The organism is Flavobacterium sp. FG68, assembly GCF_057808895.1.
Genome location: NZ_JBMDIY010000018.1, coordinates 1 through 22,999 on the forward strand (window position 1 = coordinate 1; position 22,999 = coordinate 22,999).

The window sequence follows — 22,999 nt, forward strand, 5'->3', positions numbered from 1 at the left end:
AAAGTTAAGATTTAGTTCTTAACTAGAACTCCATGCTAAGTTAGCACATCCAGAAACCGTATGGAGCCAAATTAAAACAGATTTAGAAACAGCAAAAGGACTTTTACCAAATTTAAAATATTCGTCAAATACAGAAAAATGGAGAGTTTCAAAAGGAGCGGTTATTGCACTTTTGGCCAAAACCGCGCTATACAATAAAGACTGGGCGGCTGTAAACACTTTAGTATCAGAATTAGAAACAACAGGTTTTTATAGCCTTGATGCGAATTATTTTGATAACTTTAATATGAACAAGGAATATGCAGACAATGAAGTGATTTTCTCTTATAACCATGTTAAACAAGCTGATCCAAGAAAAGGAAACGGAATTTGTGCGCCTCTTGGGTGGGGATTTTTTGCTCCAAGCACTGATTTTTTAGCTTCGTTTGAGCCTAATGATCCTAGAAAATTATATACCGTAAATGCTCCTGAACAATGGGTTAATAAACTTTTAGGAACTACAGACGGCGGAAACAAAGGCGATGATGACGCTCCAAACAATAAAGTTTTCATTCGTTATGCTGATGTTTTACTTTGGAAAGCAGAAGCACTTAATGAAACAGGAAATTATTCAGGCGCGATTGACATTATAAACCAAATTAGAGCAAGAGCCAGAAATACAGTAACAACTGTTACGGTTAGAGTTCAGGATCCGGCTTTTCCAGCTGACCCGGGCAAAACTATTCCGGTAACTTCTGTTGGTCCTCCTCCACCCGCAGGAACATTGCCAGACAGACCAAATTCTGGAGATAAAGCTCTTATAAAAACTTGGCTGATTGCTGAAAGAAGATCCGAATTAGGTTTTGAAAATCAAAGAATGCCCGATTTAAAAAGATGGGGAATTGCAAAAGAAGTAATGACGGCTCACGGAAAAGTTTTCTTAGACAAGCATATGCTGTATCCAATTCCACAAGCAGAAGTAGATGCCTCAGCAGGACTTTTAACACAAAATCCGGGATATTAAGATAAATCTATTTCCAATTTTTAATTGCCTCCAGCTTTAGCTGGGGATCAAAAAGGGAATGAGAACTAGGCTTTAGCCAAAACACTTAATTATTTTGGCTAAAGCCGAATTTATTATCAATTCTTCAACCTCCAGCTAAAGCTGGAGGTAATTAAAAACGATAAAAAATAAAACTAAAAATATGAAAGATATAGCGAAACGTTTTGCAGACAACCCATTATTATCGCCTGTAGACATTCCTGCAAGCAGAGAAGGATTAGAAATTACATGCTTATTAAATCCGGGCGTATTTCAATATGATAATAAAACCTGGCTGATAGTGCGCGTTGCCGAAAGACCAAAACAAAAGGATACTGTTATTTCGTTTCCCATACTGACTCAAACAGGTGAAATTCACATTATCGAAATAGAAAAAAACGATCCTGAACTTATTGCAACAGATGCACGTGTTATCAATTATAAAGGAGTTGATTATTTAACCACGCTTTCCCATCTTAGACTACTATGCAGTGAAGACGGACATAATTTTTATGAACCCGAAAACTATCCGCATTTGGTTGGCGAAGGTATGCTCGAAACTTTTGGAATAGAAGACTGTCGCGTCGCCCAGATTGAAGGAACATATTACCTAACCTTCACTTCTGTATCAGACAATGGTGTTGGTGTTGGTTTGCGTACTACAACCGATTGGAAAAACTTTACCAAACACGGTATGATATTACCCGCGCACAATAAAGACTGCGCCATTTTTGAAGAAAAAATAAACGGATTATTTTACGCTTTACACCGCCCAAGCAGCGTAGATATTGGCGGTAATTACATCTGGATTGCTTCTTCTCCTGATGGTATTCACTGGGGAAATCATCACTGCATCATAAAAACAAGAAAAGGAATCTGGGACAGTAAAAGGGTTGGTGCCGGAGCCGCTCCCATAAAAACAGAAAAAGGATGGCTCGAAATTTATCATGGTGCCAATGAAAACCATATGTATTGTTTAGGTGCTTTTTTAATGGATCTTGAAGATCCCACAAAAGTAATTGCAAGAACAATAGATCCTATTATGGTTCCTGCTGAAGAATATGAATTAAGCGGTTTTTTCGGAAACGTAGTATTCACCAACGGCCACATTGTAGAGCCTGACGGAGACACTCTTACCATGTATTACGGTGCATCAGATGAATTTGTATGCGGTGCTCAGTTTTCGATTAAAGAAATCCTTTTACTTTTAAAAAATAGCTAATGTTTAAAAAACTTATATCAGAAATTGATCATTTTAAAAGTCAGACCCATAATTTTCGTATTCTTATTTTCACCAACTTAGTCTACGCGTTAGTACTGCCGGTTATCGATATATTTGTCGCCGCTTATATTATGCGAAACTCTAATGATACCTCAAAAGTAGTTATCTATCAATTGGCGATTTATACCGGGATTCCACTTACATTTTTATTAAATGGATTTTTGCTGAAACATATCAATATCAAAAAATTATATTCAATCGGGATGATGCTCAGCGGCGTTTCGATGATTATAATGATGTCCTTAAAAACACTCGATTTAATCGGTATTGGTGTTGCCGGGATTACTATGGGACTTTCTTTTGGTTTGTACTGGTCAAATCGCGATTATCTGGCTTTGTCTATAACTAATGACAACAATCGAAATTATTATTACGGATTAGAAACCTTTATTTATACCATAATTGCTATTGCAATACCCGCAGCAATTGGTTTGTTTATTCAGTCAAAAATAGGCGAAAACGAAAAACATCGGGCTTATGAAATCATTACAGCAGTTGTTTTTTTAATTACTATTATAGCTTCAATGGTTTGTTATAGAGGTAAATTTATAAATCCTGTACAAAAGCAATATATATTTTTCAAATTTCATCCGCTTTGGTACAAACTACTCTCATTGGCAGCCTTCAAAGGTTTGGCACAAGGATTTTTGGTTACCGCACCTGCCATGCTTATTTTTAAAATATTGGGAGAAGAAGGCGCATTAGGAAAAGCACAATCTATTGGGGCAGTTTTAGCGGCAATTATTATTTATTTCATAGGCCGTTTTTCTAAACCATCAGACAGGATTAAAACATTTTCTGTTGGCTTAATCCTATTTGCTTTAGGTGCTTGTTTAAATGGTTTCTTATTTAACAAAATGGGTGTAATTATCTTTTTATTATTGCTGCTTATAGCAAAACCGTTGATGGATTTGGCCTATTTCCCTATTCAGTTAAAAGTAATTGACATTGTTTCCAGAATCGAAAAAAGAGGCGAATTCGCTTATATCCTAAACCATGAAGCCGGTTTATACCTTGGAAGACTTTTAGGTGCGGGAACATTTTTAACCTTATATTTTGTTGTATCTGAAGATATTGCTCTAAGATATGCCATTGGTATTATCGCACTATTGCAGTTATGCTCCATTTACATTAGCAAAAAAATCATTAAACAAGGTCTTGAACTTTCACCAGATGAAGAAATAGAAGCTAAAGTATTAGAAGAAACAGCCGCAGGACTTCTTTAAATTAAAAAGAACAAAATGAATACATTTATAAAAATAAGCACTTCGTGTCTGTTAGTTTTAAGTTTAACAGCAGCCGCACAAGTAAAACAACAAAATATAACCCGTGTAGCACAAATGCCTGATTTACCACAGCCATTAAAAATTATTGACTATAAAAAACTGGCTTTAGATTTTGATAAAACAGTTTATGATTTTAATGCAAAAGGTAAATTTTGGCCAATGGTCTGGATGGATGACAGCAAGAAAAATTACCCGCAAACCGTTGTTGGATTATATACTGCTGTTGCAGATGTACGACAAGGCCCAGATCACAATAAAGGAATGTTTCATGAAGCCCTGGCAACAATGGGCGCTACACTTGGAGCCATATTAGTTGGAATAGACAAAAACAACTCGCAAAACCTAAATTATGTTGCGATGTTGAAAAACTATTTCAACAAAGAAACCAACTGGAATATTATGATGAATAATACCTGCCCCGAAGTTGCTTTACTAGGCGGAGGTTATGGCCGCGATTGGTGGTATGACGTATATCCAAACCTGCTGTTTTATGCCATTTATGATAAATATCCTAATGAACCCGGTTTTACAGAAATAGCCAGAAGTATTGCAGACAAATTTTATGAAGCCGATGTAATTTTAAACGGCAACTACAAATACTCTTATTTTGATTACAACAAAATGAAGCCTATGACAAACCAAATCTGTGCCCAACCAGATGCAGCAGCTGGACATGCATGGGTATTGTATATGGCGTATAAAAAATTCCGCGATGCCAAATACTTAAAAGGAGCTAAAAGCGCATTAGCAGCTTTAGAATCACAGTCCAAAAATCCAACTTATGAAGTATTAATGCCTTTTGGAGCTTATTTAGCAGCAAGAATTAATGCCGAAGAAGGTGCAAAATACGATACAAATAAAATGTTGGCCTGGACTTTTGACGGAACACCAATTTGTCGTGAAGGATGGGGATCACTAGTAGGCAACTGGAACGGAATTGATATTTCGGGTGTTTTTGGAAGTACTGTAGATCACGGCGGATATGGGTTTTTAATGAATACTTATGACGCTGCCTGGCCGCTTATACCAATGGTAAGATACGATCAATCTTATGCCACAGCAATAGGAAAATGGATGCTGAATGCAGCCAATGCTTCTCGTTTTTTCTATCCGCAGTATATGCCGGACGAACATGAAACAATACCGGAATTAGCTCAAGTTACAAAAGGTGTTATTGGTTACGAAGGTATCATAAAGCAATCTAGTTATAAAGAATATGAAAACCTAAAAGGTCCTGTAGCACAAGGCGATGGTCCGCTTTGGGTTCCTGGAGAAAATCCTAAAGAATCTCAGTTTAGTGTTTACGGCAGCGGTCACGTTGGTATTTTTGGAAGTATTATTCGTGAAACCAATGTTACAGGAATATTACAATTAAATTTATTAGCAACCGATTTTTATAGCGATAAAGCTTATCCTTCTTATCTGTATTATAATCCATATTCTACAAGTAAAAACGTAACCGTAAAAGTTCAAAAAGGTGTAAAAGTAGATTTGTATAATACTGTTTCGGGGAATTTTATAGCTAAAAATATTTCTGCTTCTGCAAAAATAAAAATGGATCCATTAAGTGCCGCTGTAATTGTACAAGTTCCTTCTAATGGAAAAATAAGTTATGAAGGTTCAAAGATGTTAGTTAATGGAATTGTGGTAGATTATAAATCGCAAGGCAAAAAATAAGAACTATTTTCTATCTAGCTTGACACACAATCTTGTCATTCCGAGGAACGAGGAATCTTCGCAAGTAGCTCGACAACGATTGTATAAATTTCTTTGTAGAGTTTCTCGCGAAGATTCCTCGTTCCTCGGAATGACAAAAATGAGGATAATTAAATGGACAATACTATTATGAAATCTAATACCTTCAATTATATATTCGTTTTTCTAATAATACTAAACACAAATCCAGCGGTCGCCCAAAACACACCCAACAAAAAATGGTGGAAAGAATCCGTTTTTTATCAAATCTATATGCCCAGTTATGCTGACAGCAATGGAGACGGATACGGTGATTTTAAAGGAATGACCAAAAAATTAGATTATCTAAAAGAATTAGGTATAAAAGGCATTTGGCTTACGCCTTTTCTTACTTCACCAAAAGTCGATAACGGTTATGATATTGCCAATTATTACGAAGTAGACCCAACCTATGGTACTAAAGCCGATTTTGATATTTTTTTGAATGAAGCGCATAAAAGAGGAATAAAAGTAATTATCGATATGGTTTTAAACCACACCTCTACTGATTGTAAATGGTTTCAGGAATCGAGAAAATCAAAAGACAATCCGTATCGGGATTATTATATCTGGAAAGACGAACCGAATAATTGGGAATCTTTTTTTGGAGGTACAGCTTGGGAAAAAGACAATTTAACCAATCAATATTATTATCATAAGTTTGATAAAAGAATGGCCGATTTGAACTGGTCCAATCCAAAAGTAGTCGCTGAGGTTCAAAAAATACTTCGTTTTTGGCTCGATGCTGGTGTAGATGGTTTCAGATTAGATGTAATCAATTTCCTGACTACTAACGGAATTACAAAAGATAATCCGATGAAAAACGGACAGCAGGAACACGTAAACGATATTGATCAGGAAGGTGTAAAAAATGCCATGAAAATTATAAAATCGACCGTAAATGAATATGATAACCGATTTATTGTGGGAGAAATTGGCAGCGATAAAATCGAGGTTTTAAAACAATATCAATCGCAGGATTTACTGGATGTTGTTTTTAATTTCAATTTTGGAAGCATCAAAGAATTTTCGACCCAGCGTATTTTTGACGAGTTGCAAAGCATGGAGAAAAACATGAACAATTATCCCACTTTATTTTTTGGAAGCCATGATATGCCCAGAATGATCGACAGACTAGCTGACGGAAATACAGACAGAGCCACAACCCTCGCTGCGTTGATACTTACCGCAAAAGGAGTTCCGTTTATTTACTATGGCGAAGAGATTGGTATGCATAATATTATCGCCCAAAACATAAACGAAATGGTCGATATACAAGGCAAAACCCATTATCAACTGGCAATAGCACAAGGCAAAAACGACAAAGAAGCACTTCTTGAAGGAAACGAACACAATCGCGATAAATCCCGAAGCCCAATGCAATGGAACGGAGAAGCGTTTGCAGGATTTTCAACAGAAAAAAGCTGGATTAAAATCAATCCCGATTATAAAAAAATAAATGTTGATGCTTTAAAACCTCAAAAAAAATCTATTCTTAACAGCTATAAAAAATTGATCGCTTTAAGAAATAAAGAAAAAGTTTTGCAATATGGAACTTATGATAATCTGGAACTTGAGGGAGATAAAATTTCATTTACAAGATCTTTTGAAAATGAAAAAATTACTGTTCTAATTAATTTTGGTATAAAAAAAGAAATAACACTGCCTGCGAATGTCAAAGTATTAATGGGAAGCAAAATTCTAAAACCCAATAGTTTTATTATTTATAAAAATTAGTTTTTATCCTGCAAGGTTTTCGAAACCTTGTAGGTATGGTTCTAAAATAGTTAAGACCTACAAGGTTTCGAAAACCTTGCAGGACTAGCAAATCTGACAAGTTTAATTGTCGACTATTTCACTTCATAAATAAAAGATTCAGATGGTTTTATTTTAACTCTTGCCGAACCTTCGCCATTTTTTACAGTAAAATAGGTTTTACTCTCAGAATATAATTTATCAACAAGCACATACGAACCATCTTTTAGGTTCCATTTTGAGATAATATCCGAAGGAATTTTCAAATCAAATTCACTTGTTTTTTCTGAAGAGAAATTAGCAACAATTATCAGTTTTTGATTTTCAGACCAGCGAACAAACGAATAAATCAATTCATCATATCCCACATTATTCTGACGGTTTACTGATTGAATTTCCTGAAAGCTTCCTATTAAAGCCGGACTTTTTATAGCAAAATTCAATAATCGTTTGTAAAAATCTCGTAATTGCTTTTCAGAATCAGACAATTGTCCTCCGTCAAATTTTCCTTCATTCATCCATTTTTGATGATTTGGAACTCCGACATAATCGAAAATCGAAGTTCTGGAACGAGTTCCGAAACCCGCATTTTCATTTCCGGCCTCTCCTACTTCCTGTCCAAAATAAACCATTGTTGGCGAAGTGCTCAAAGTAGTTGAAACTACCATTAAAGGTTTTCCTCTTTCCGGCGTTCCGGCAAATTCCGGAGAAGCTAAACGCTGTTCGTCATGATTGTCAAGAAAATGAAGCATATGATGCTCAATATCTGCCATTCCTTTTTGAATATCCGATAATCCATCTGGAGAAGATTTTCCGTGAATAATATCTTTCAGTTTATCATACGTTTCTACTTTATCATACAAATAATCCATTTTTCCTAAACGAATATAATTTCTGTATTCATTTGGGTTATAAACTTCTGCCAATAAAAAAGCATTCGGATTTTTCATTTTAATTGCAGAGTTCATATAACTCCAAAATTCATACGGAACCATTTCTGCCATATCATAACGGAAACCATCAACACCTTTTGCTGTCCAGTATAAAGCTATTGATTTAAATTTTTTCCACGAATCGGGCACCTCTTTATCCTGCCAAAATGTAAAATGTTCGACATACGATTTTTGATCAAAACCAGTCGGAAGTTCAGGAAAATCTTTTGTACCATCGGGACGAACACCATAATTTACTTTTACTGTTTCATACCAATCGTTTTGATCCGGTTTTACTTTACGCGAGCCATTTCCTGTCCACTTTGCAGGATTTTCATCAAAAACGCCATCAACAAGTGCATTTTTTTCTCCGTTTAAGGGAATATCTCCATCGGGAATTTCAAAATGCATATTTGGAATATAGTAGAAATTATTGTCACGTTTGTATTCAACATTCACATCATCATCGGCACCAAAATCTCTTACTCCTTCAGGATTATTTTTTCCTTCGTATTTACGCGCAATATGATTCGGAACTATATCAATAATTAATTTTAAACCTGCTTTATGGGTACGGGCGATTAAAGCCTCAAATTCCTGTAATCTGTTTGCCGGATTTACGGCTAAATCAGGATTTACATTGTAATAATCTTTTACGGCATATGGTGAACCTGCACGGCCTTTTACTACTTCAGGATCGTCGTTTGAGATTCCGTAAGCCGTATAATCACGAACCAAAGCGTGATGCGGAACGCCCGTGTACCAAATATAAGTTACCCCTAAATCTTTTATTTCGTGAAGCGCTTTATCTGTAAAATCATTAAACTTTCCAACTCCGTTTTCTTCAATAGTTCCCCACGGTTTATTGGTTTTGTTTTTATTTCCAAATAAACGGGTAAAAACCTGGTAAACAACAATTTTATGATCTTTTGAATTTTCTTCTTTTACTTCACTCATTTTTAAATCTTTTGTTTTACAACCCGAAAACAACATTGCCGCAGCCATTCCCGCAGCAATAAATTTACTTTTTATCATAGTTTTTTAAATCTAAACGTATCTGTTTTTTTGAATTAGAAATCTAAATCCAATTCCTAAATTTAGTCTATTTTTCATAACTCCGAAGAATGCCATTTCAATTTATCATTTCGCAATAACGAAATCGTTAACTACAACGTAAGAGTTCATGGTTTTGTTAATAAATTCAGATGAGGTTCAAAGTGACAAAGGCTCAAAGTGACAAAGGTTTTAAAATCAGAAAAACTTTGAACCTTTGTTTCTCTGTACCTTTGAACCTTAAAAATAAACATATAAATTAATGCTAATAACAATCTAAGGTTGTATCCTTTTTTATAAATTTGACAAAAATTTAATCACTTGAAGAAATTACTCTTTTTTATATCTTGTCTGCTTTTATTAAGTGTTCAAATCATTTCTGCGCAAGCACCAAAAAAAGCGCAGGGACCAAAAAAAATCAACATAGAACATTCTGATTATTTAGATGTGGATCAGGCTACAGCGCCTGATGCGGTCTTGCTTACCGGAAACGTAAAAGTAAACCATGACGGAGTAGTGCTTACTTGTAATAAAGCGTATTATTTTCAGAAAGAAAATTATTTAAAAGCCTTTGGAAATGTACAATTAGTACAAGGTGATACTTTATTTTTAAATAGTAAATATGCCGAATATAACGGAAATATGAAAAAAGCTTTTGCAACTGGAGATGCTGTAATGACTTCGCCAGATGCTACTTTGCAAACGGATACTATTAATTTTGACCGAAATACCCAAGAAGTTTTTTATAATACAAAAGGTACTATCGTGAACAAAGACAATACTTTAGTGAGTAAATCCGGAAGGTATTTTGTCGCTGAGAAAAAATTTCAGTTTTTGACAGAAGTTACGATTACGAATCCGAAGTATGTTATAAAATCAAATCATTTGGATTATTACAGTAATTCAGGGCATACTTATTTACTTGGTCCGTCAACAATTACCAGTAAAGCCAATTATATTTATACTGAAAAAGGGTTTTACGACACCAAGAAAAACCTTGCTCATTTTTTACGGAAATCATACATAAAATACGATGACCGACTCATTGAAGGAGATAGTTTATTTTATAATCGAAACACCGAATTTGCTTCGGCAACGCGAAATGTAAAAATCACGGATTCTATTAATAAAGGGCTTGTAAAAGGGCATTATGCCGAGATTTACAAACTAAAAGATTCTATGTTTGTTACCAAAAGGGCGGTTGCTATTAATTTAGTTGAAAACGATTCGGTTTACATTCACGGACAAAGATTAATGGTTACCGGAAAAGAAGGTGAACGAATTTTGAGAGCGTTTAAAAATGTTCGTTTTTATAAAACCGACATGAGCGGAAAATGTGATTCGATACATTCAAATTCTAAAACCGCTTTAACAAAACTAATTGGAAGCCCGATTTTATGGAACGGCGACAGTCAGATTACAGGCGATTTAATGCATTTAATTGGCGATAATAATACTAAAAAATTAGATTCATTAAAGGTTATTAATAACACTTTCCTGATCTCCAAGGACACTTTAGGAACGGGATATAATCAGGTCAAGGGACTTAATTTATTTGGAAAGTTTAAAGAAGGAAAACTCCACGATGTTGACGTCGTCAAAAATACCGAAGTCGTCTATTTTATGCGGAATGACGCCAATGAATTAATCGGAATTAATAAAAATGTCAGCAGTAAAATAAACCTGATTCTGGAGAATAATGCCGTAGAAACGATTACGTTTTTTAACCGTGTTGACGGAGATATTTTCCCAGAAGAAGATTTACCTGAAAATGCCCGTAAACTGCGAGGTTTTGTCTGGCGCGGTGACGAAAGAATAAAATCAAAAGACGATATTTTTACTGCCGAAGAAAATGAAATGAACGACAAATTAGTCAAGGAAGGAAAAGATCAGGAAGAAAAAGATAAAAATGTTCCTATGAAAGTCAGGAAAGAGACTTTGAATTACGACAAGAAAAAACCAGCTGTAAAAACAGAGACTAAACCTAAAGTTAAATAGTTTTCAGTTTTCAGTCGCAGTTTACAGTTTACAGACTTTGTGGTAAAATTATTTGCAGTTTTCAGTCTCAATTTTCACAAGCCTGAAGCTTAAAACACATTTTAATTTTCAGCCTTAGCTTTGAGATCTTTGCATTAACAATGCAATCTTAATTTTAACCTTACAAACTTTGCGTAAATCTTTGCGATCTTTGCGTTAAAAAATTAGTTTCAGTTTTCAGTCTCAGTCACAGTTTTCAGCAACCTGAAACTTTAAACCTGAAATAAAAATCTAAGAATCTTAGCATCTCAGCAACTTAGCATCTTAAAAAAAATGAACCCAGATTTTATAAAATACCAGGCACAAACTTCTCCTTATCCTTTAGGAATGGAAGTTTCGCACGCCATTGGATCATACATATACGATACAAACGATAAAAAATATTTAGATTTTGTTGCCGGAGTTTCGGCTTGTACGCTTGGACATCAGCATCCGAGAGTAAATCAGGCCATAAAAGACCAGTTAGACAAATATTCACACGTAATGGTTTACGGAGAATATTCGCAAAGTCCGGCAGTTCAGTATTGCAAATTAATGGCCTCACTCCTTCCCGAATCCCTAAACAAAACGTATTTAGTAAATTCAGGAACAGAAGCAATCGAAGGCGCTTTAAAACTCGCAAAACGAACAACAGGACGCAGTCAGCTTATTTCTTGCCATAACGCCTATCATGGAAACACAATGGGTTCTATGAGTGTTATGGGATTTGAAGAACGCAAACGAGCTTTTCGTCCGCTGCTTCCAGATGTAGATTTTATTACATTTAATAACGAAGCCGATTTAGAAAAAATAACAACCAGAACCGCAGCAATTCTTTTAGAAACAATTCAGGGCGGTGCCGGATTTATTCAGCCGGAAAATAACTTTCTGCAGAAAGTCCGCAAGCGTTGTGACGAAGTTGGAGCATTGATGATTGTAGATGAAATTCAGCCGGGTTTTGGAAGAACAGGAAAGCTTTTTGGCTTTCAAACCTACGATGTAGTTCCAGATATTGTTGTTATGGGAAAAGGTATGGGAGGCGGAATGCCTGTTGGTGCATTTACAGCTTCGGCAGAAAGAATGGACCTTTTAACCGAAAATCCTAAACTTGGACATATCACTACATTTGGAGGTCATCCTGTCATTGCGTCAGCTTGTTTGGCTACTTTGCAGGAATTAACTGAGACAAATTTAATGCAGGAAGCCTTAGAAAAGGAAAAACTGTTCAGATCGCTTTTGGTACATCCTTTGATAAAGGAAGTTAGAGGAAAGGGATTAATGCTTGCAGCGATGACAGAAACTGCAGATATAACAAATCAGGTTATTTTAAACTGCCAGGACAAAGGGCTAATACTGTTTTGGCTTTTGTTTGAAGGATGTGCAATCCGGATAACGCCGCCGCTTACAATTTCTGAAGAAGAAATAAGAGAAGGATGTTCCATAATTTTAAATGTTATGGATGAAATATTAAAAGCGGGCAATAATTAAATAATCTTTTAAAGATCAGAAGATTATAACTACATTTGGGACGTAAATTCTAAATTCATTGTTAATTAAATTGTTCAAAACAATTAATTTCCCTTCCCCACATCAATTATATGGTTGCCTAAATTTATAACAGGCTAATTTCAAATAAAACAAAGTATGCAATTAAGCAACGAAGAAGAAGATTATAACCTATCCTTATCGAAATTTGAGTCGATGTTAAAAACTAACAAAGTGCTCTTTTTTGATTCTGAAGAATTTGAAGAAATTATTCTTCATTATTTAGATATAGGCAAGGCTAATTTAGCAAAAAAGGCCTTAAAACTTGCATTAGACCAACATCCAAAATCTACAGGCTTAAAATTAGTACAAGTAGAAATGCTGGTTTACGAAGACAAACTTGAAATAGCTGAGAAGCTTTTAAACGAGTTGTATGCAATCGAACCAAACAACGAGGAAATTTATATCCAAAAAGCAAATATTTGTTCTAAAAGAGATCAACACGAGAAAGCGGTAGAATTACTTAAAATTGCTTTGCAATATACAGATGATTATGCCGATGTGTACAACTTGATTGGAATGGAATATCTTTTTATGGATAATCTTGAACTGGCAAAAGAAAGCTTCATTAAATGTCTTGAAGAAGATTTAGAAGATCAATCTGCCTTATATAACGTAGTTTACTGTTTTGAATTTTTAGATCAAAATCAGGAAGCTATTGTATATCTGAACGACTACATCAACAAAAACCCATATAGTGAAATTGCATGGCACCAGCTTGGAAGACTGCATTATGGCGTAAAAGAATATGAAAGTGCTATTCGTGCTTTTGACTACGCAACCCTAATCGACGATGAGTTTTTAGGTGCGTTTATGGAAAAGGCAAAAGCTTACGAACGTCTTAAAAAGTACAATGAAGCTATTGAAAGCTACAATCGTACGATTGAGTTAGACGATGCAACTTCGTATGCCTTATTGCGTATTGGTAAATGTTATGAAAAATTAGGAAATGCTGTAAAAGCGCTTCAATATTACAACCAGACTGTTCACGAAGATCCGCTTTTAGATAAAGGCTGGATTGCGATTACCGATTTTCATGTTCGCCAAAAGAATTTTCAAAAAGCCTTATTTTTTGTCAATAAAGCATTAGCAATCGACAATCAAAATCGTTTGTATTGGAAACGTTATGCAACGATCAATAAACAAATGAACTTTTTTGAAGAAGCTGAATTTGGATACAGAAAAGCAGTTGAATTTGGAGATTATGCTCTTGATACCTGGTTATATTGGGTTGATATTCTTCAATTTTTAGGAGAATTTGAAAGTGCTATTCAAACCTTGCTTCAGGCTTCAGAATATTTTCCGGAAGAAAACGAAATCGAATATCGTTTAGCAGGATTGTATTTTATGATTCAGGACAATACAAAAGCAAAATTCCATTTAAGTAATGGATTGCGTTTGAACTTTGATAATTATATTCTTATCGAAGATTTATTTCCGGTAGTTTGGACAAAAAAAACAGTTAGAAATTATATCGAAAAACACAGAAAATAATAATGATTGATATTTTAAAAAGGCGTTTTGGCTTATTGGGCCGTAATATTAGTTACTCATTTTCAAAAGGTTATTTTACAGAAAAATTTAATGATGAAATTTTCGTCGGCAACAGCTATGAAAACTTCGACATTTCTGAGATCAGCCATTTTACAGGATTATTAAAAAACAATCCGGATTTGAAAGGTTTAAACGTTACGATTCCTTATAAAGAGCAGGTAATTCCTTTTTTAGATAAACTATCAAAAAAAGCAGCTTTAATTGGTGCTGTAAATACTATTAAGTTTACCAAAAACGGAAAGCTAAAAGGGTACAACACCGATTATTACGGCTTTAAAAAATCATTAAAACCTTTATTAGAACCGCATCATAAAAAGGCATTAATTCTTGGTACCGGCGGTGCTTCAAAAGGTGTGGCTTTTGCACTTGATGAACTTGGTATTCTTTATACTTTTGTTTCCAGGGAAGCAAAAGAAAATATCATTGATTACAACTTAATTAATGCTACTACTTTTGACAATTATCAAATTATAATCAATTGCACACCAGTTGGTACAAGTCCTAACATAGAAGCTTGTCCTGATCTTCCATATGAGTTTTTTACAGAAAAACACATTGCATACGATTTGATTTATAATCCTGCCGAAACTCAATTTCTTAAAAATGCCAAAGAAAGAGGTGCCGTAATTAAAAACGGATATGATATGCTTATTTTTCAGGCAGAGAAAGCCTGGAAAATCTGGAACAAATAAAAAAACTTGAAATATAGGAAATTAAAGTAATTTTTGTAAATTAGTCTACTCATTTGTAGATAGTTATGAAAAAATCAATACTTTACTTCTGCATTTTATTTTTTATTTCACTTGCTTCTACAGCACAGGAATCTCAAAACACAAATGAGACTGCAAGTAGTGTGTATACAGAAGCCCGATATCATTATTATCTAAAAACGATTTTACTTTTTAATGAATATTTAGATACTGATTCCGGTTCATTTAATACAACACAGCTTCGATTTTTACATCCCATTGCCAACAAGGCCTGGAATTTAAGAGTCGATCTTCCATTGATTTCTACTAATACTTCTTCTATAAACAAAACCGGAATTGGAGATATAGGTGTCGGAATCAGTTATATTCCGTATTTAGAACATAAAAATGGCGGAGTTGCTTTTCGTGCTCGGGTTATATCAAATTCAGCCGTTGATCCTGCTTTGGGATCAGGAAAATGGGTCATTGCTCCTGCAGTTTTCTATGGAAAATATCTGGTCATGAATAAATTTTTATGGATAAGTTCCTTAGAAAACCAATCCAGTTTCGCAGGATCAGACAACAGAAGCGATATCAATACGACATCTTTTGAAAATTACTTTATGTATATTTTTGGAAAAAACTGGTTTGCTGCCGATGCCGCTTTTAGATACAATAACACAAATAAGGGTTTCCCAAATAATGCTTTTCTAGAATTTGGCCGAAAAATAACGGCAAATGATTTGGCATATATTCATCCGAGTGTTGGTTTTGGAAATCATAAGTCTTATAACTGGGGAATTGAAGTTGGAATGCTGATTTTATTTTAATCAGGAATCGACAAAAGTTTCTGTTTAAAATCATTAGTTTAACTTCAATCTTCTAAAAATAATGGGAAATTGAAATTTTTATTTCCTTCAAACAATTTATAAAAATTAACATATCAAAGGTGTAAATGATAGTAAAGAATAAGAATTTCATCGTAAAATACAGCATAAACAAACGATTTATTTTGTAGTTAGAAACACCTTTACTATCTTTCGCTCTGTTTAAAGTAAAAACCTTATACATTTAAAATGTTAGAAGAAAAGAATGATAACCTGCAAGAAGCAGACGGAAAGTTAGGAATCGATATTAGTGATTCTACACAAGATGATACAGTTGAAGCTGCAGAACCTGAAACTGTAACTGAAACTACTGTTCCAGATGTTGAAAATGAAGTTGAAGAAACAGCTGAAATTGAAGAAACTGATCATCAAAGTGCATTAGATGCCATAACAAATTCAAACGCCGAAGAAAGTGAAGATGAAACGCTAAAAGAGCGTCATGATATTCCTATGAAGGATTATGACACTTTTTCTTTGGATGCACTGGTAGACGAACTTAAAAAATTGGTTAATATAGACAAAACAATGTCTGTAAAAGATCATATTGAGGAAATCAAAAAATCATTTTTACTACAATACAATCATCTAATAGAAGAAAAAAGAGAAGAATTTAATGCTTCAAAAGAAGATCCAAATGAAGAATTTGAATATCATTCTCCTTTAAAATCTAAGTTTGATGAATATTATAATATTTTTAGAGAGAAAAGAAATGCTCACTTTAAACATTTACAAACTAATCTAAAATCTAATTTAGAAAACAGACTTGCCATAGTTGAGGAATTAAAAGAACTTATAAATCCACAAGCCAATATAAAAGACACGCTTAAGCATTTTAATGATTTAAGAGAAAGATGGAAAAATGCCGGAGCAATTCCAAAAGACAAATACAATCACGTTTGGAACAATTACCACTTTCATGTAGAAAATTTTTATGATTATCTGCATTTAGATCGTGAAGCACGTGATTTAGATTTTAAACATAACTTAGAGCAAAAACAAAAAATTATTGCAAGAGTTGAAGAGCTTGTAAACGAAACCGACATAAGTAAAGCGTTTCGTGAATTGCAGGATTTACACCGACTTTGGAAAGAAGATATCGGTCCTGTTTCTAAAGAACACCGTGATTCTATCTGGAATAAATTTAGCGAACTGACGAAAAAAATTCACGATAAAAGAGAAGTTTTATTCGAAAGTCAAAGAGCAAACGAACAACAAAATCTTGAAGCTAAAAAAGAAATTATTTCTAAAATCGAGGTTTTAGGAACGGAGAAAGTAAACTCGCATTCGCAATGGCTTGTTCAGATTCAAAAAGTAGAAGCTTTAAGAAATGAGTTTTTCGCTGCCGGGAAAGTTCCTTCTGAAGTAAATGAAGAAACCTGGGCTGCGTTTAAAACAGCTGTTAGAAATTTCAATGCCTTTAAAAATTCATTTTATAAAGACATCAAGAAAGATCAAAACGATAATTTAAACAAAAAAATGGCTCTTGTAGCTAAAGCCAAAGAATTGCAGGAAAGCACAGATTTTGGTTCTACTACTCCAATCATGAAGCAAATTCAGGAAGAATGGAAACAGATTGGTCATGTTCCTAAGAAATATTCAGATAAAATCTGGAAAGAATTTAAAGATGCATGCAACCATTATTTTGATAAATTAAAAGAACACAAATCAGAAGAAAATGCTGATGAGGTTGCTGCATTTGACAACAAAAAAGCTTATTTGGATATTTTGAGAGCTTACCAGTTAACTGGTGATCACAAAACAGATCTTGATGCTATAAAACAACATATTGAAATTTGGAAAGGTTACGGAAAAGTACCTTTTTCAAGACGTCATATTGAAGGGAAATTCAATAAAATTTTAGATGCTCTTTTTGAAAAACTAAGTTTAAGCAAAAAAGAATCTGAAATGATGCGTTTCTCTAATAGAATCGATTCGTTATCAGATAGTAACGACACAAGAAAATTAGACAATGAAAAGATTTTCATTATGCGTAAAATTGAAGAAGTTCAAAATGAAATTTTCCAGTTAGAAAATAACATTCAGTTCTTTACCAATACTAAAAACGCTAAAAAAGAGAATTCAATTGTTACAGAAGTACGTAAAAACATTGCTATTCACAAAGAAAGTCTTGAAGTATGGAAAGACAAACTGAAACAATTAAGAAACTTAAATCAGCCAGAATAATTATCAGGTTGAGCGAAGTCGAAACCATTTAAATATAAAAGGTGTAATGAAATTCATTGCACCTTTTTTTTGTGTTTATTTTTGCGCTCATTTTTTAACGCAAAGCTCGCAAAGATTTTTTATTAAGCTTTGCGAACTTTGTATACTAGTATAAAAACAAAAAACTTTACAAACTTTGCGCAAATCCTTAGCGTTCTTTGCGTTAAACCTCCAATCCAATTTTCAACAAAAACTTTGCGAACTTTGCGTAAACCTTTGCGTTCTTTGCGTTAAAACTCTACAATTCAACTTTCAACAAAACCTAAAACTTAACATTCTCATTAAATTTCGTAAAACTATTCTGCAAAATATTGATTATATTTGAGTTACCACTATTAACAGAAAATCAAACAAATAACAATTAATACTAATTTTTAAATAACAAGAACATGAAATTTACAAGAAAAGCAAATGCCAACTGGCAAGGAACCGGCATGGAAGGAAAAGGAACTATAAGCACACAAAGTACAACATTAGATAACGCACAATTGTCTTTTAAAACAAGATTTGCAGACGGAGTTGGAACAAACCCTGAAGAATTAGTTGCAGCTGCGCATTCTGGCTGTTTTACAATGCAGTTAAGCTTTTTACTTAACGAAGGCGGTTTCACTGCAGATGATTTATCTACAGAAGCTACAGTAACTTTTGAAGACGGAACGATAACTTTAATTCATTTAGATTTAAAAGGAAAAGTGCCATCAATATCTGCAGAAGAGTTTGAAAAAACGGCTGCGAAAGCAAAAGAAATCTGCCCGATTTCAAAACTTTTAAATACAACTATAACTTTATCTGCTACATTAGTGAGTTAAGTTTATTTTCTAAGCATAAAAAAACCATCCCGTTTTTACGAGATGGTTTTTTTTATATAATGAAATGACTAATATTAGTTCATTGTTGCTTTTAAAGCTTTTGCTTCAGCAGTCATTTCTAATGCTTTATAAACTCCTAATAATGTTTTAGCAACATCTTCGTTTTTAGGATCTAATTCATTTGCTTTTTTAAGGTAAGGAATTACACCTTTAAAAACGCCTTCTCTTTGTGCTTTTAAAACGTCGTAACGTTTCATATCTTTTGCAGAAGTACCCAATTTATTCATTTCGTCAATGATTGGTTTTTCAGCTTCTAATTTTAATGCAGCAAGGTTAAGGTATGCATTAGTATAGTTCGGATTGATTTCGATAGCTTTTAAATAATATTTCTCAGCGTCAGCCTCATTCTTTGAATTTGCGCTTAATACTCCTAAGTTAAATACTAAATCAGCATTGTTTGGATCTTTTTGTAATGCTTCACCAACTAATTTTTTATACTGGTCGTAATCTTTTGTTTCAAGGTATAAGTTAGCTTCAGTAAGAATCAAAGAACTGTCATCCGGATTTGTTTTTCTAGCGTCAGCAATTGCTTTTTTAGCATCTTCGATTTTTCCTTTTTGAACTAAAATCAATGCTAAGTTTTTGTAGATTTCTCCTCTTTTTGAAGGAATAGCTTCTGTTTTAGGTTTTTCGTGAGTTCCTAATTTCACAGCTAAATCTCTTTCTTTTGCATTAGCGAAGTTATCTTCTCCTCCGCTTGCTTTATTTGTAGCTAAATACAAAGTTCCTTTACCAGAATAGTTTAATTTTTTCAACTCTTCATACATTGGAAGCGCTGTATCAAAATCCTGTGCGTTTACTGCTGTAGATGCTGCATAGTAAAGATTGATAGTATCTTTTTTATCTAACTGGTAAGCATCATATAATTTTTTAGCACCGTCAGAATGTTTGTTTGCCTGAGTATCAGCGATCGCTGAGTTAATCAACAAACCTTTGATATTTGTAATCGAAGCCGCTGCCTGAGTTGAATATTTCTGTTTTCCAGAAGTATTTTCAACATCAATTAATTTTTTGTAGCTGTCAGCCGCTGCAGTTAAGTTTTTACTTTCTTCAACTTTTTTAGTTGCAAGGTCTAAATAAGCATTTCCTTGTACAAAATAATATTGAGCCTGCTCCGTATCTTTTGCATTTACTATAGAGTTTTCAGCATCTTTTAGCTGCGCAAGTGCTCCTTGTACATCACCGCTTTTCAATGCTTTTTCAGCATTTTTAATCTGATCTTTTTGAGCAAATGTAGCTACAGAAATCAGTAATGCTGACGCTAGTATAACATATTTACTTTTCATAATGTTCAATTTGTATATTTAATTTAATTTTCTTGTGGTTTTTCTCTATTCTTCAGATTCTTCTTCTTCCGAGTCATCGTCGTCTTCCACTACATCATCAGCGTCATCGTCGTCGTCGTCAGCAGTTCCATCATCTTCAAGAACTTCATCTAGATCCGGCTTAACTCTTTCAATTGCAGATTCGACAACATTACCATCTTCATCTACAATAACTTCTTCTACATCATCTTTCATAACTTTTGTAACAGCAGCGATAGAATCTTTTCCTTTTAGGTTAATCAATCTAACACCTTGAGTAGCGCGTCCCATAACACGTAAATCCTCAATTGCCATTCTAATTGTTAATCCGGACTTGTTGATGATCATTAAATCATCAGAATCTGTAACGGCATTAATCGAAATTAATTTTCCTGTTTTCTCCGTGATATTTAGCGTTTTCACCCCTTTACCTCCACGGTTTGTAATTCTGTACACATCTTCTCCATCGTCATCAACTAATTTAGTACGTTTTCCGTATCCGTTTTCAGTTACCACTAATATTTGAGAATCAGCAACATCATTTTTAGCTACAGTAACCATACCAATTACTTCATCAGTATCATCTTTTAAAGAAATTCCACGAACTCCGGAAGCTGTTCTTCCCATCGGACGTGTTTTAGTTTCTTCAAAACGAACTAACTTACCAGACTTAACTGCCAGGATAATTTGGCTTTCACCGTCAGTTAATTTAGCTTCAAGTAATTCATCACCTTCCTTAATTGTAATAGCGGCAACTCCATTTACACGAGGTTTAGAATATTTCTCTAAAGAAGTTTTCTTAACCTGTCCTTGTTTCGTAACCATTACAAGGTTATGCGTATTGATATAATCTTTATCTTTTAAGTCTTGTGTACAAATGAAAGCTTTTACTTTATCGTCGCTTTCAATATTCACTAAGTTTTGAATTGCTCTACCTTTTGCCGTTTTGCTTCCTTCCGGAATTTCGTAAACACGCATCCAGAAACATTTTCCTTTTTGGGTAAAGAACATCATATATTGGTGGTTTGTCGCAACGAACATATGTTCAAGGAAATCCTGATCTCTTGTTCCAGCGCTTTTTTGTCCAACTCCGCCTCTATTTTGAGTTTTATATTCTGTTAAGTTGGTACGTTTGATATAGCCCGCATGCGAAATTGTAATAACTACATTTTCATCAGCAATTAAATCTTCGATACTTACATCTCCACCAGAATATTCAATAGTAGAACGACGTTCATCTCCGTATTTCTCACGAATTTCTTCAAGCTCTTCCTTAATTAAATTAGTTCTTAAATTAACATCTGCTAATAAAGCTTTTAAGTGCTCGATTAATTTCATTAATTCTTCAAACTCAGCTCTTAACTTATCTTGCTCCAGACCTGTCAACTGACGTAAACGCATTTCAACAATAGCACGGGCCTGAATGTCTGACAAACTGAATCTTTCGATTAATTTTTCACGCGCTTCTTCTGTATTTTTAGAACCTCTGATGATCGCAATTACTTCATCAATATTATCAGAAGCAATAATTAATCCTTCTAAGATATGTGCTCTTTCTTCGGCTTTACGTAATTCAAATTGAGTTCTGCGAACTACAACATCATGACGGTGCTCAATAAAGTAGTGAATCATATCTTTTAGATTCAACATTTGAGGACGTCCTTTTACAAGTGCAATATTGTTTACACTAAAAGAAGATTGTAATGAAGTGAATTTATATAAGGTATTTAATACTACGTTTGGAGTAGCGTCACGTTTTAAGATATAAACAATACGCATACCGTTTCTGTCAGACTCGTCACGAATATTCGCAATACCTTCAATTTTTTTATCATTAACTAAATCAGCCGTACGTTTGATCATTTCGGCTTTGTTAACCTGATATGGAATTTCGGTAACAATAATACATTCTCTTCCATCCACTTCTTCAAAACCAACTTTGGCACGCATAACAATACGTCCTCTACCAGTTTTAAAAGCTTCGCGAACGCCTTCATAACCATATATTACACCACCTGTTGGAAAATCAGGAGCTTTAATATGTGTCATTAATTCGTCAACTTCGATATCATTATTATCAAGGTACGCTAATGTACCGTTGATAACTTCTGTTAAATTGTGCGGCGGCATATTAGTCGCCATACCTACTGCAATACCTGTTGCTCCATTTACTAATAAGGTAGGAACTCTTGTAGGCATTACTTTTGGCTCATATAAAGTATCGTCAAAGTTTAATTGAAAGTCAACTGTTTCTTTTTCGATGTCTGCCATAATATCTTCAGATATTTTACGCATTCTCGCCTCAGTATAACGCATTGCTGCCGGACTGTCACCATCAACAGAACCAAAGTTACCCTGACCGTCAACTAATAAATATCGCATACTCCATTCCTGAGCCATACGAACCATTGCATCATAAACAGAGGTATCACCGTGTGGGTGATACTTACCTAAAACCTCCCCTACAATTCTCGCAGATTTTTTGTGGGCAGATCTTGAAGTTACACCTAAATCATACATTCCGTAAAGAACTCTTCGATGCACTGGTTTCAAGCCATCTCTAACATCAGGAAGTGCTCTCGATACAATTACTGACATCGAATAATCGATGTAAGCTGATTTCATTTCATCTTCAATGTTAATAGGAATTAACTTTTCTCCTTCAGACATAAGTTGTTATGTTTTAATAATTACATTAGTTTCAAAGCGTGCCAAGATACGTTTTTTTAAAATTTTTTCAGCTATTTCCTTACACTTATTTAAATGATTTATTAACAACTTTATTTTAGGTTTTAGTTAATAAATTAAGCGTTTTTTAACGCTTTTATTGTTATTTTTTTTGTCAATTA

Annotated in this window: 15 protein-coding genes; 12 read left to right on the forward strand and 3 right to left on the reverse strand. The window is 34.1% G+C overall.

All coding sequences use genetic code 11. The annotated features are described in order from the left end of the window. Window positions 1–286 precede the first annotated feature (286 nt). The 5 genes from ACODSB_RS12785 to ACODSB_RS12805 all read left to right on the forward strand — a co-directional run bounded on the left by ACODSB_RS12785 (window position 287) and on the right by ACODSB_RS12805 (window position 7,060). A complete protein-coding gene (locus tag ACODSB_RS12785) occupies window positions 287–1,003 on the forward strand; it encodes a RagB/SusD family nutrient uptake outer membrane protein (protein WP_488937331.1) in 717 nt (238 codons plus the stop codon). Between the two features lie 181 nt (window positions 1,004–1,184). After that, on the forward strand, window positions 1,185–2,243 hold the full coding sequence (locus ACODSB_RS12790) for a glycoside hydrolase family 130 protein (protein WP_180857711.1): 1,059 nt from the start codon (window positions 1,185–1,187) through the stop codon (window positions 2,241–2,243). Further along, window positions 2,243–3,529 (forward strand): MFS transporter, encoded by a 1,287-nt coding sequence (locus tag ACODSB_RS12795; RefSeq protein ID WP_256634173.1) that lies wholly within the window; start codon window positions 2,243–2,245, stop codon window positions 3,527–3,529. Before ACODSB_RS12790 ends, ACODSB_RS12795 begins: the two co-directional genes overlap by 1 nt. Window positions 3,530–3,544: 15 nt before the next feature. After that, window positions 3,545–5,266: a hypothetical protein gene (locus tag ACODSB_RS12800; protein ID WP_488937332.1), complete on the forward strand. Its 1,722-nt coding sequence runs from the start codon at window positions 3,545–3,547 to the stop codon at window positions 5,264–5,266. A gap of 153 nt (window positions 5,267–5,419) precedes the next feature. Next, window positions 5,420–7,060, forward strand: coding sequence for an alpha-glucosidase (locus ACODSB_RS12805; RefSeq protein ID WP_488937333.1), 1,641 nt, complete (start codon window positions 5,420–5,422; stop codon window positions 7,058–7,060). Between the two features lie 113 nt (window positions 7,061–7,173). Here ACODSB_RS12805 and ACODSB_RS12810 read toward each other — a convergent pair whose 3' ends face one another. Beyond that, entirely contained in the window at window positions 7,174–9,045 is a 1,872-nt protein-coding gene (locus tag ACODSB_RS12810) for an alpha-amylase family glycosyl hydrolase (RefSeq protein WP_488937334.1), read from the reverse strand. Window positions 9,046–9,384: 339 nt separating this feature from the next. On the opposite strand from ACODSB_RS12810, the gene ACODSB_RS12815 reads away from it, so the two are divergent. The 7 genes from ACODSB_RS12815 to ACODSB_RS12845 all read left to right on the forward strand — a co-directional run bounded on the left by ACODSB_RS12815 (window position 9,385) and on the right by ACODSB_RS12845 (window position 18,786). After that, entirely contained in the window at window positions 9,385–11,061 is a 1,677-nt protein-coding gene (locus tag ACODSB_RS12815; protein WP_088636411.1) for an OstA-like protein, read from the forward strand. Window positions 11,062–11,373: 312 nt separating this feature from the next. After that, the gene (locus ACODSB_RS12820; protein ID WP_309841066.1) at window positions 11,374–12,567 is read left to right on the forward strand and encodes an aspartate aminotransferase family protein; all 1,194 of its coding nucleotides are present in this window, start codon (window positions 11,374–11,376) and stop codon (window positions 12,565–12,567) included. A gap of 156 nt (window positions 12,568–12,723) precedes the next feature. Next, a complete protein-coding gene (locus ACODSB_RS12825; RefSeq protein WP_053473553.1) occupies window positions 12,724–14,118 on the forward strand; it encodes a tetratricopeptide repeat protein in 1,395 nt (464 codons plus the stop codon). Window positions 14,119–14,120: 2 nt separating this feature from the next. Further along, entirely contained in the window at window positions 14,121–14,870 is a 750-nt protein-coding gene (locus ACODSB_RS12830; RefSeq protein WP_256634168.1) for a shikimate dehydrogenase family protein, read from the forward strand. A gap of 65 nt (window positions 14,871–14,935) precedes the next feature. Continuing rightward, complete coding sequence (locus ACODSB_RS12835; RefSeq protein WP_488937335.1) at window positions 14,936–15,697, forward strand: lipid A phosphoethanolamine transferase; 762 nt, start codon at window positions 14,936–14,938, stop codon at window positions 15,695–15,697. A 246-nt stretch (window positions 15,698–15,943) separates the two neighbouring features. Further along, complete coding sequence (locus tag ACODSB_RS12840) at window positions 15,944–17,938, forward strand: DUF349 domain-containing protein (protein ID WP_488937336.1); 1,995 nt, start codon at window positions 15,944–15,946, stop codon at window positions 17,936–17,938. A 428-nt stretch (window positions 17,939–18,366) separates the two neighbouring features. Next, the gene (locus ACODSB_RS12845) at window positions 18,367–18,786 is read left to right on the forward strand and encodes an OsmC family protein (RefSeq protein WP_053473558.1); all 420 of its coding nucleotides are present in this window, start codon (window positions 18,367–18,369) and stop codon (window positions 18,784–18,786) included. A 74-nt stretch (window positions 18,787–18,860) separates the two neighbouring features. Here the strand turns inward: ACODSB_RS12845 and ACODSB_RS12850 are convergent, their stop codons facing one another. Together ACODSB_RS12850 and gyrA are read right to left on the reverse strand one after the other, a co-directional pair. Next, window positions 18,861–20,132: a tetratricopeptide repeat protein gene (locus ACODSB_RS12850; protein ID WP_488937337.1), complete on the reverse strand. Its 1,272-nt coding sequence runs from the start codon at window positions 20,130–20,132 to the stop codon at window positions 18,861–18,863. Window positions 20,133–20,177: 45 nt separating this feature from the next. After that, window positions 20,178–22,820 carry a DNA gyrase subunit A gene (gene gyrA / locus ACODSB_RS12855; RefSeq protein WP_180857702.1) on the reverse strand — a complete coding sequence of 881 codons (2,643 nt, stop codon included), beginning with the start codon at window positions 22,818–22,820 and terminating at the stop codon, window positions 20,178–20,180. Window positions 22,821–22,999: the final 179 nt, after the last annotated feature.

Bases quoted from the DNA above. Each gene is read 5' to 3' on its own strand.
- ACODSB_RS12785 (WP_488937331.1), top strand. From the start codon at position 287: ATGAACAAGGAATATGCAGACAATGAAGTGATTTTCTCTTATAACCAT.
- ACODSB_RS12790 (WP_180857711.1), top strand. From the start codon at position 1,185: ATGAAAGATATAGCGAAACGTTTTGCAGACAACCCATTATTATCGCCT.
- ACODSB_RS12795 (WP_256634173.1), top strand. From the start codon at position 2,243: ATGTTTAAAAAACTTATATCAGAAATTGATCATTTTAAAAGTCAGACC.
- ACODSB_RS12800 (WP_488937332.1), top strand. From the start codon at position 3,545: ATGAATACATTTATAAAAATAAGCACTTCGTGTCTGTTAGTTTTAAGT.
- ACODSB_RS12805 (WP_488937333.1), top strand. From the start codon at position 5,420: ATGGACAATACTATTATGAAATCTAATACCTTCAATTATATATTCGTT.
- ACODSB_RS12810 (WP_488937334.1), bottom strand. From the start codon at position 9,045: ATGATAAAAAGTAAATTTATTGCTGCGGGAATGGCTGCGGCAATGTTG.
- ACODSB_RS12820 (WP_309841066.1), top strand. From the start codon at position 11,374: ATGAACCCAGATTTTATAAAATACCAGGCACAAACTTCTCCTTATCCT.
- ACODSB_RS12825 (WP_053473553.1), top strand. From the start codon at position 12,724: ATGCAATTAAGCAACGAAGAAGAAGATTATAACCTATCCTTATCGAAA.
- ACODSB_RS12830 (WP_256634168.1), top strand. From the start codon at position 14,121: ATGATTGATATTTTAAAAAGGCGTTTTGGCTTATTGGGCCGTAATATT.
- ACODSB_RS12835 (WP_488937335.1), top strand. From the start codon at position 14,936: ATGAAAAAATCAATACTTTACTTCTGCATTTTATTTTTTATTTCACTT.
- ACODSB_RS12840 (WP_488937336.1), top strand. From the start codon at position 15,944: ATGTTAGAAGAAAAGAATGATAACCTGCAAGAAGCAGACGGAAAGTTA.
- ACODSB_RS12845 (WP_053473558.1), top strand. From the start codon at position 18,367: ATGAAATTTACAAGAAAAGCAAATGCCAACTGGCAAGGAACCGGCATG.
- ACODSB_RS12850 (WP_488937337.1), bottom strand. From the start codon at position 20,132: ATGAAAAGTAAATATGTTATACTAGCGTCAGCATTACTGATTTCTGTA.
- gyrA (WP_180857702.1), bottom strand. From the start codon at position 22,820: ATGTCTGAAGGAGAAAAGTTAATTCCTATTAACATTGAAGATGAAATG.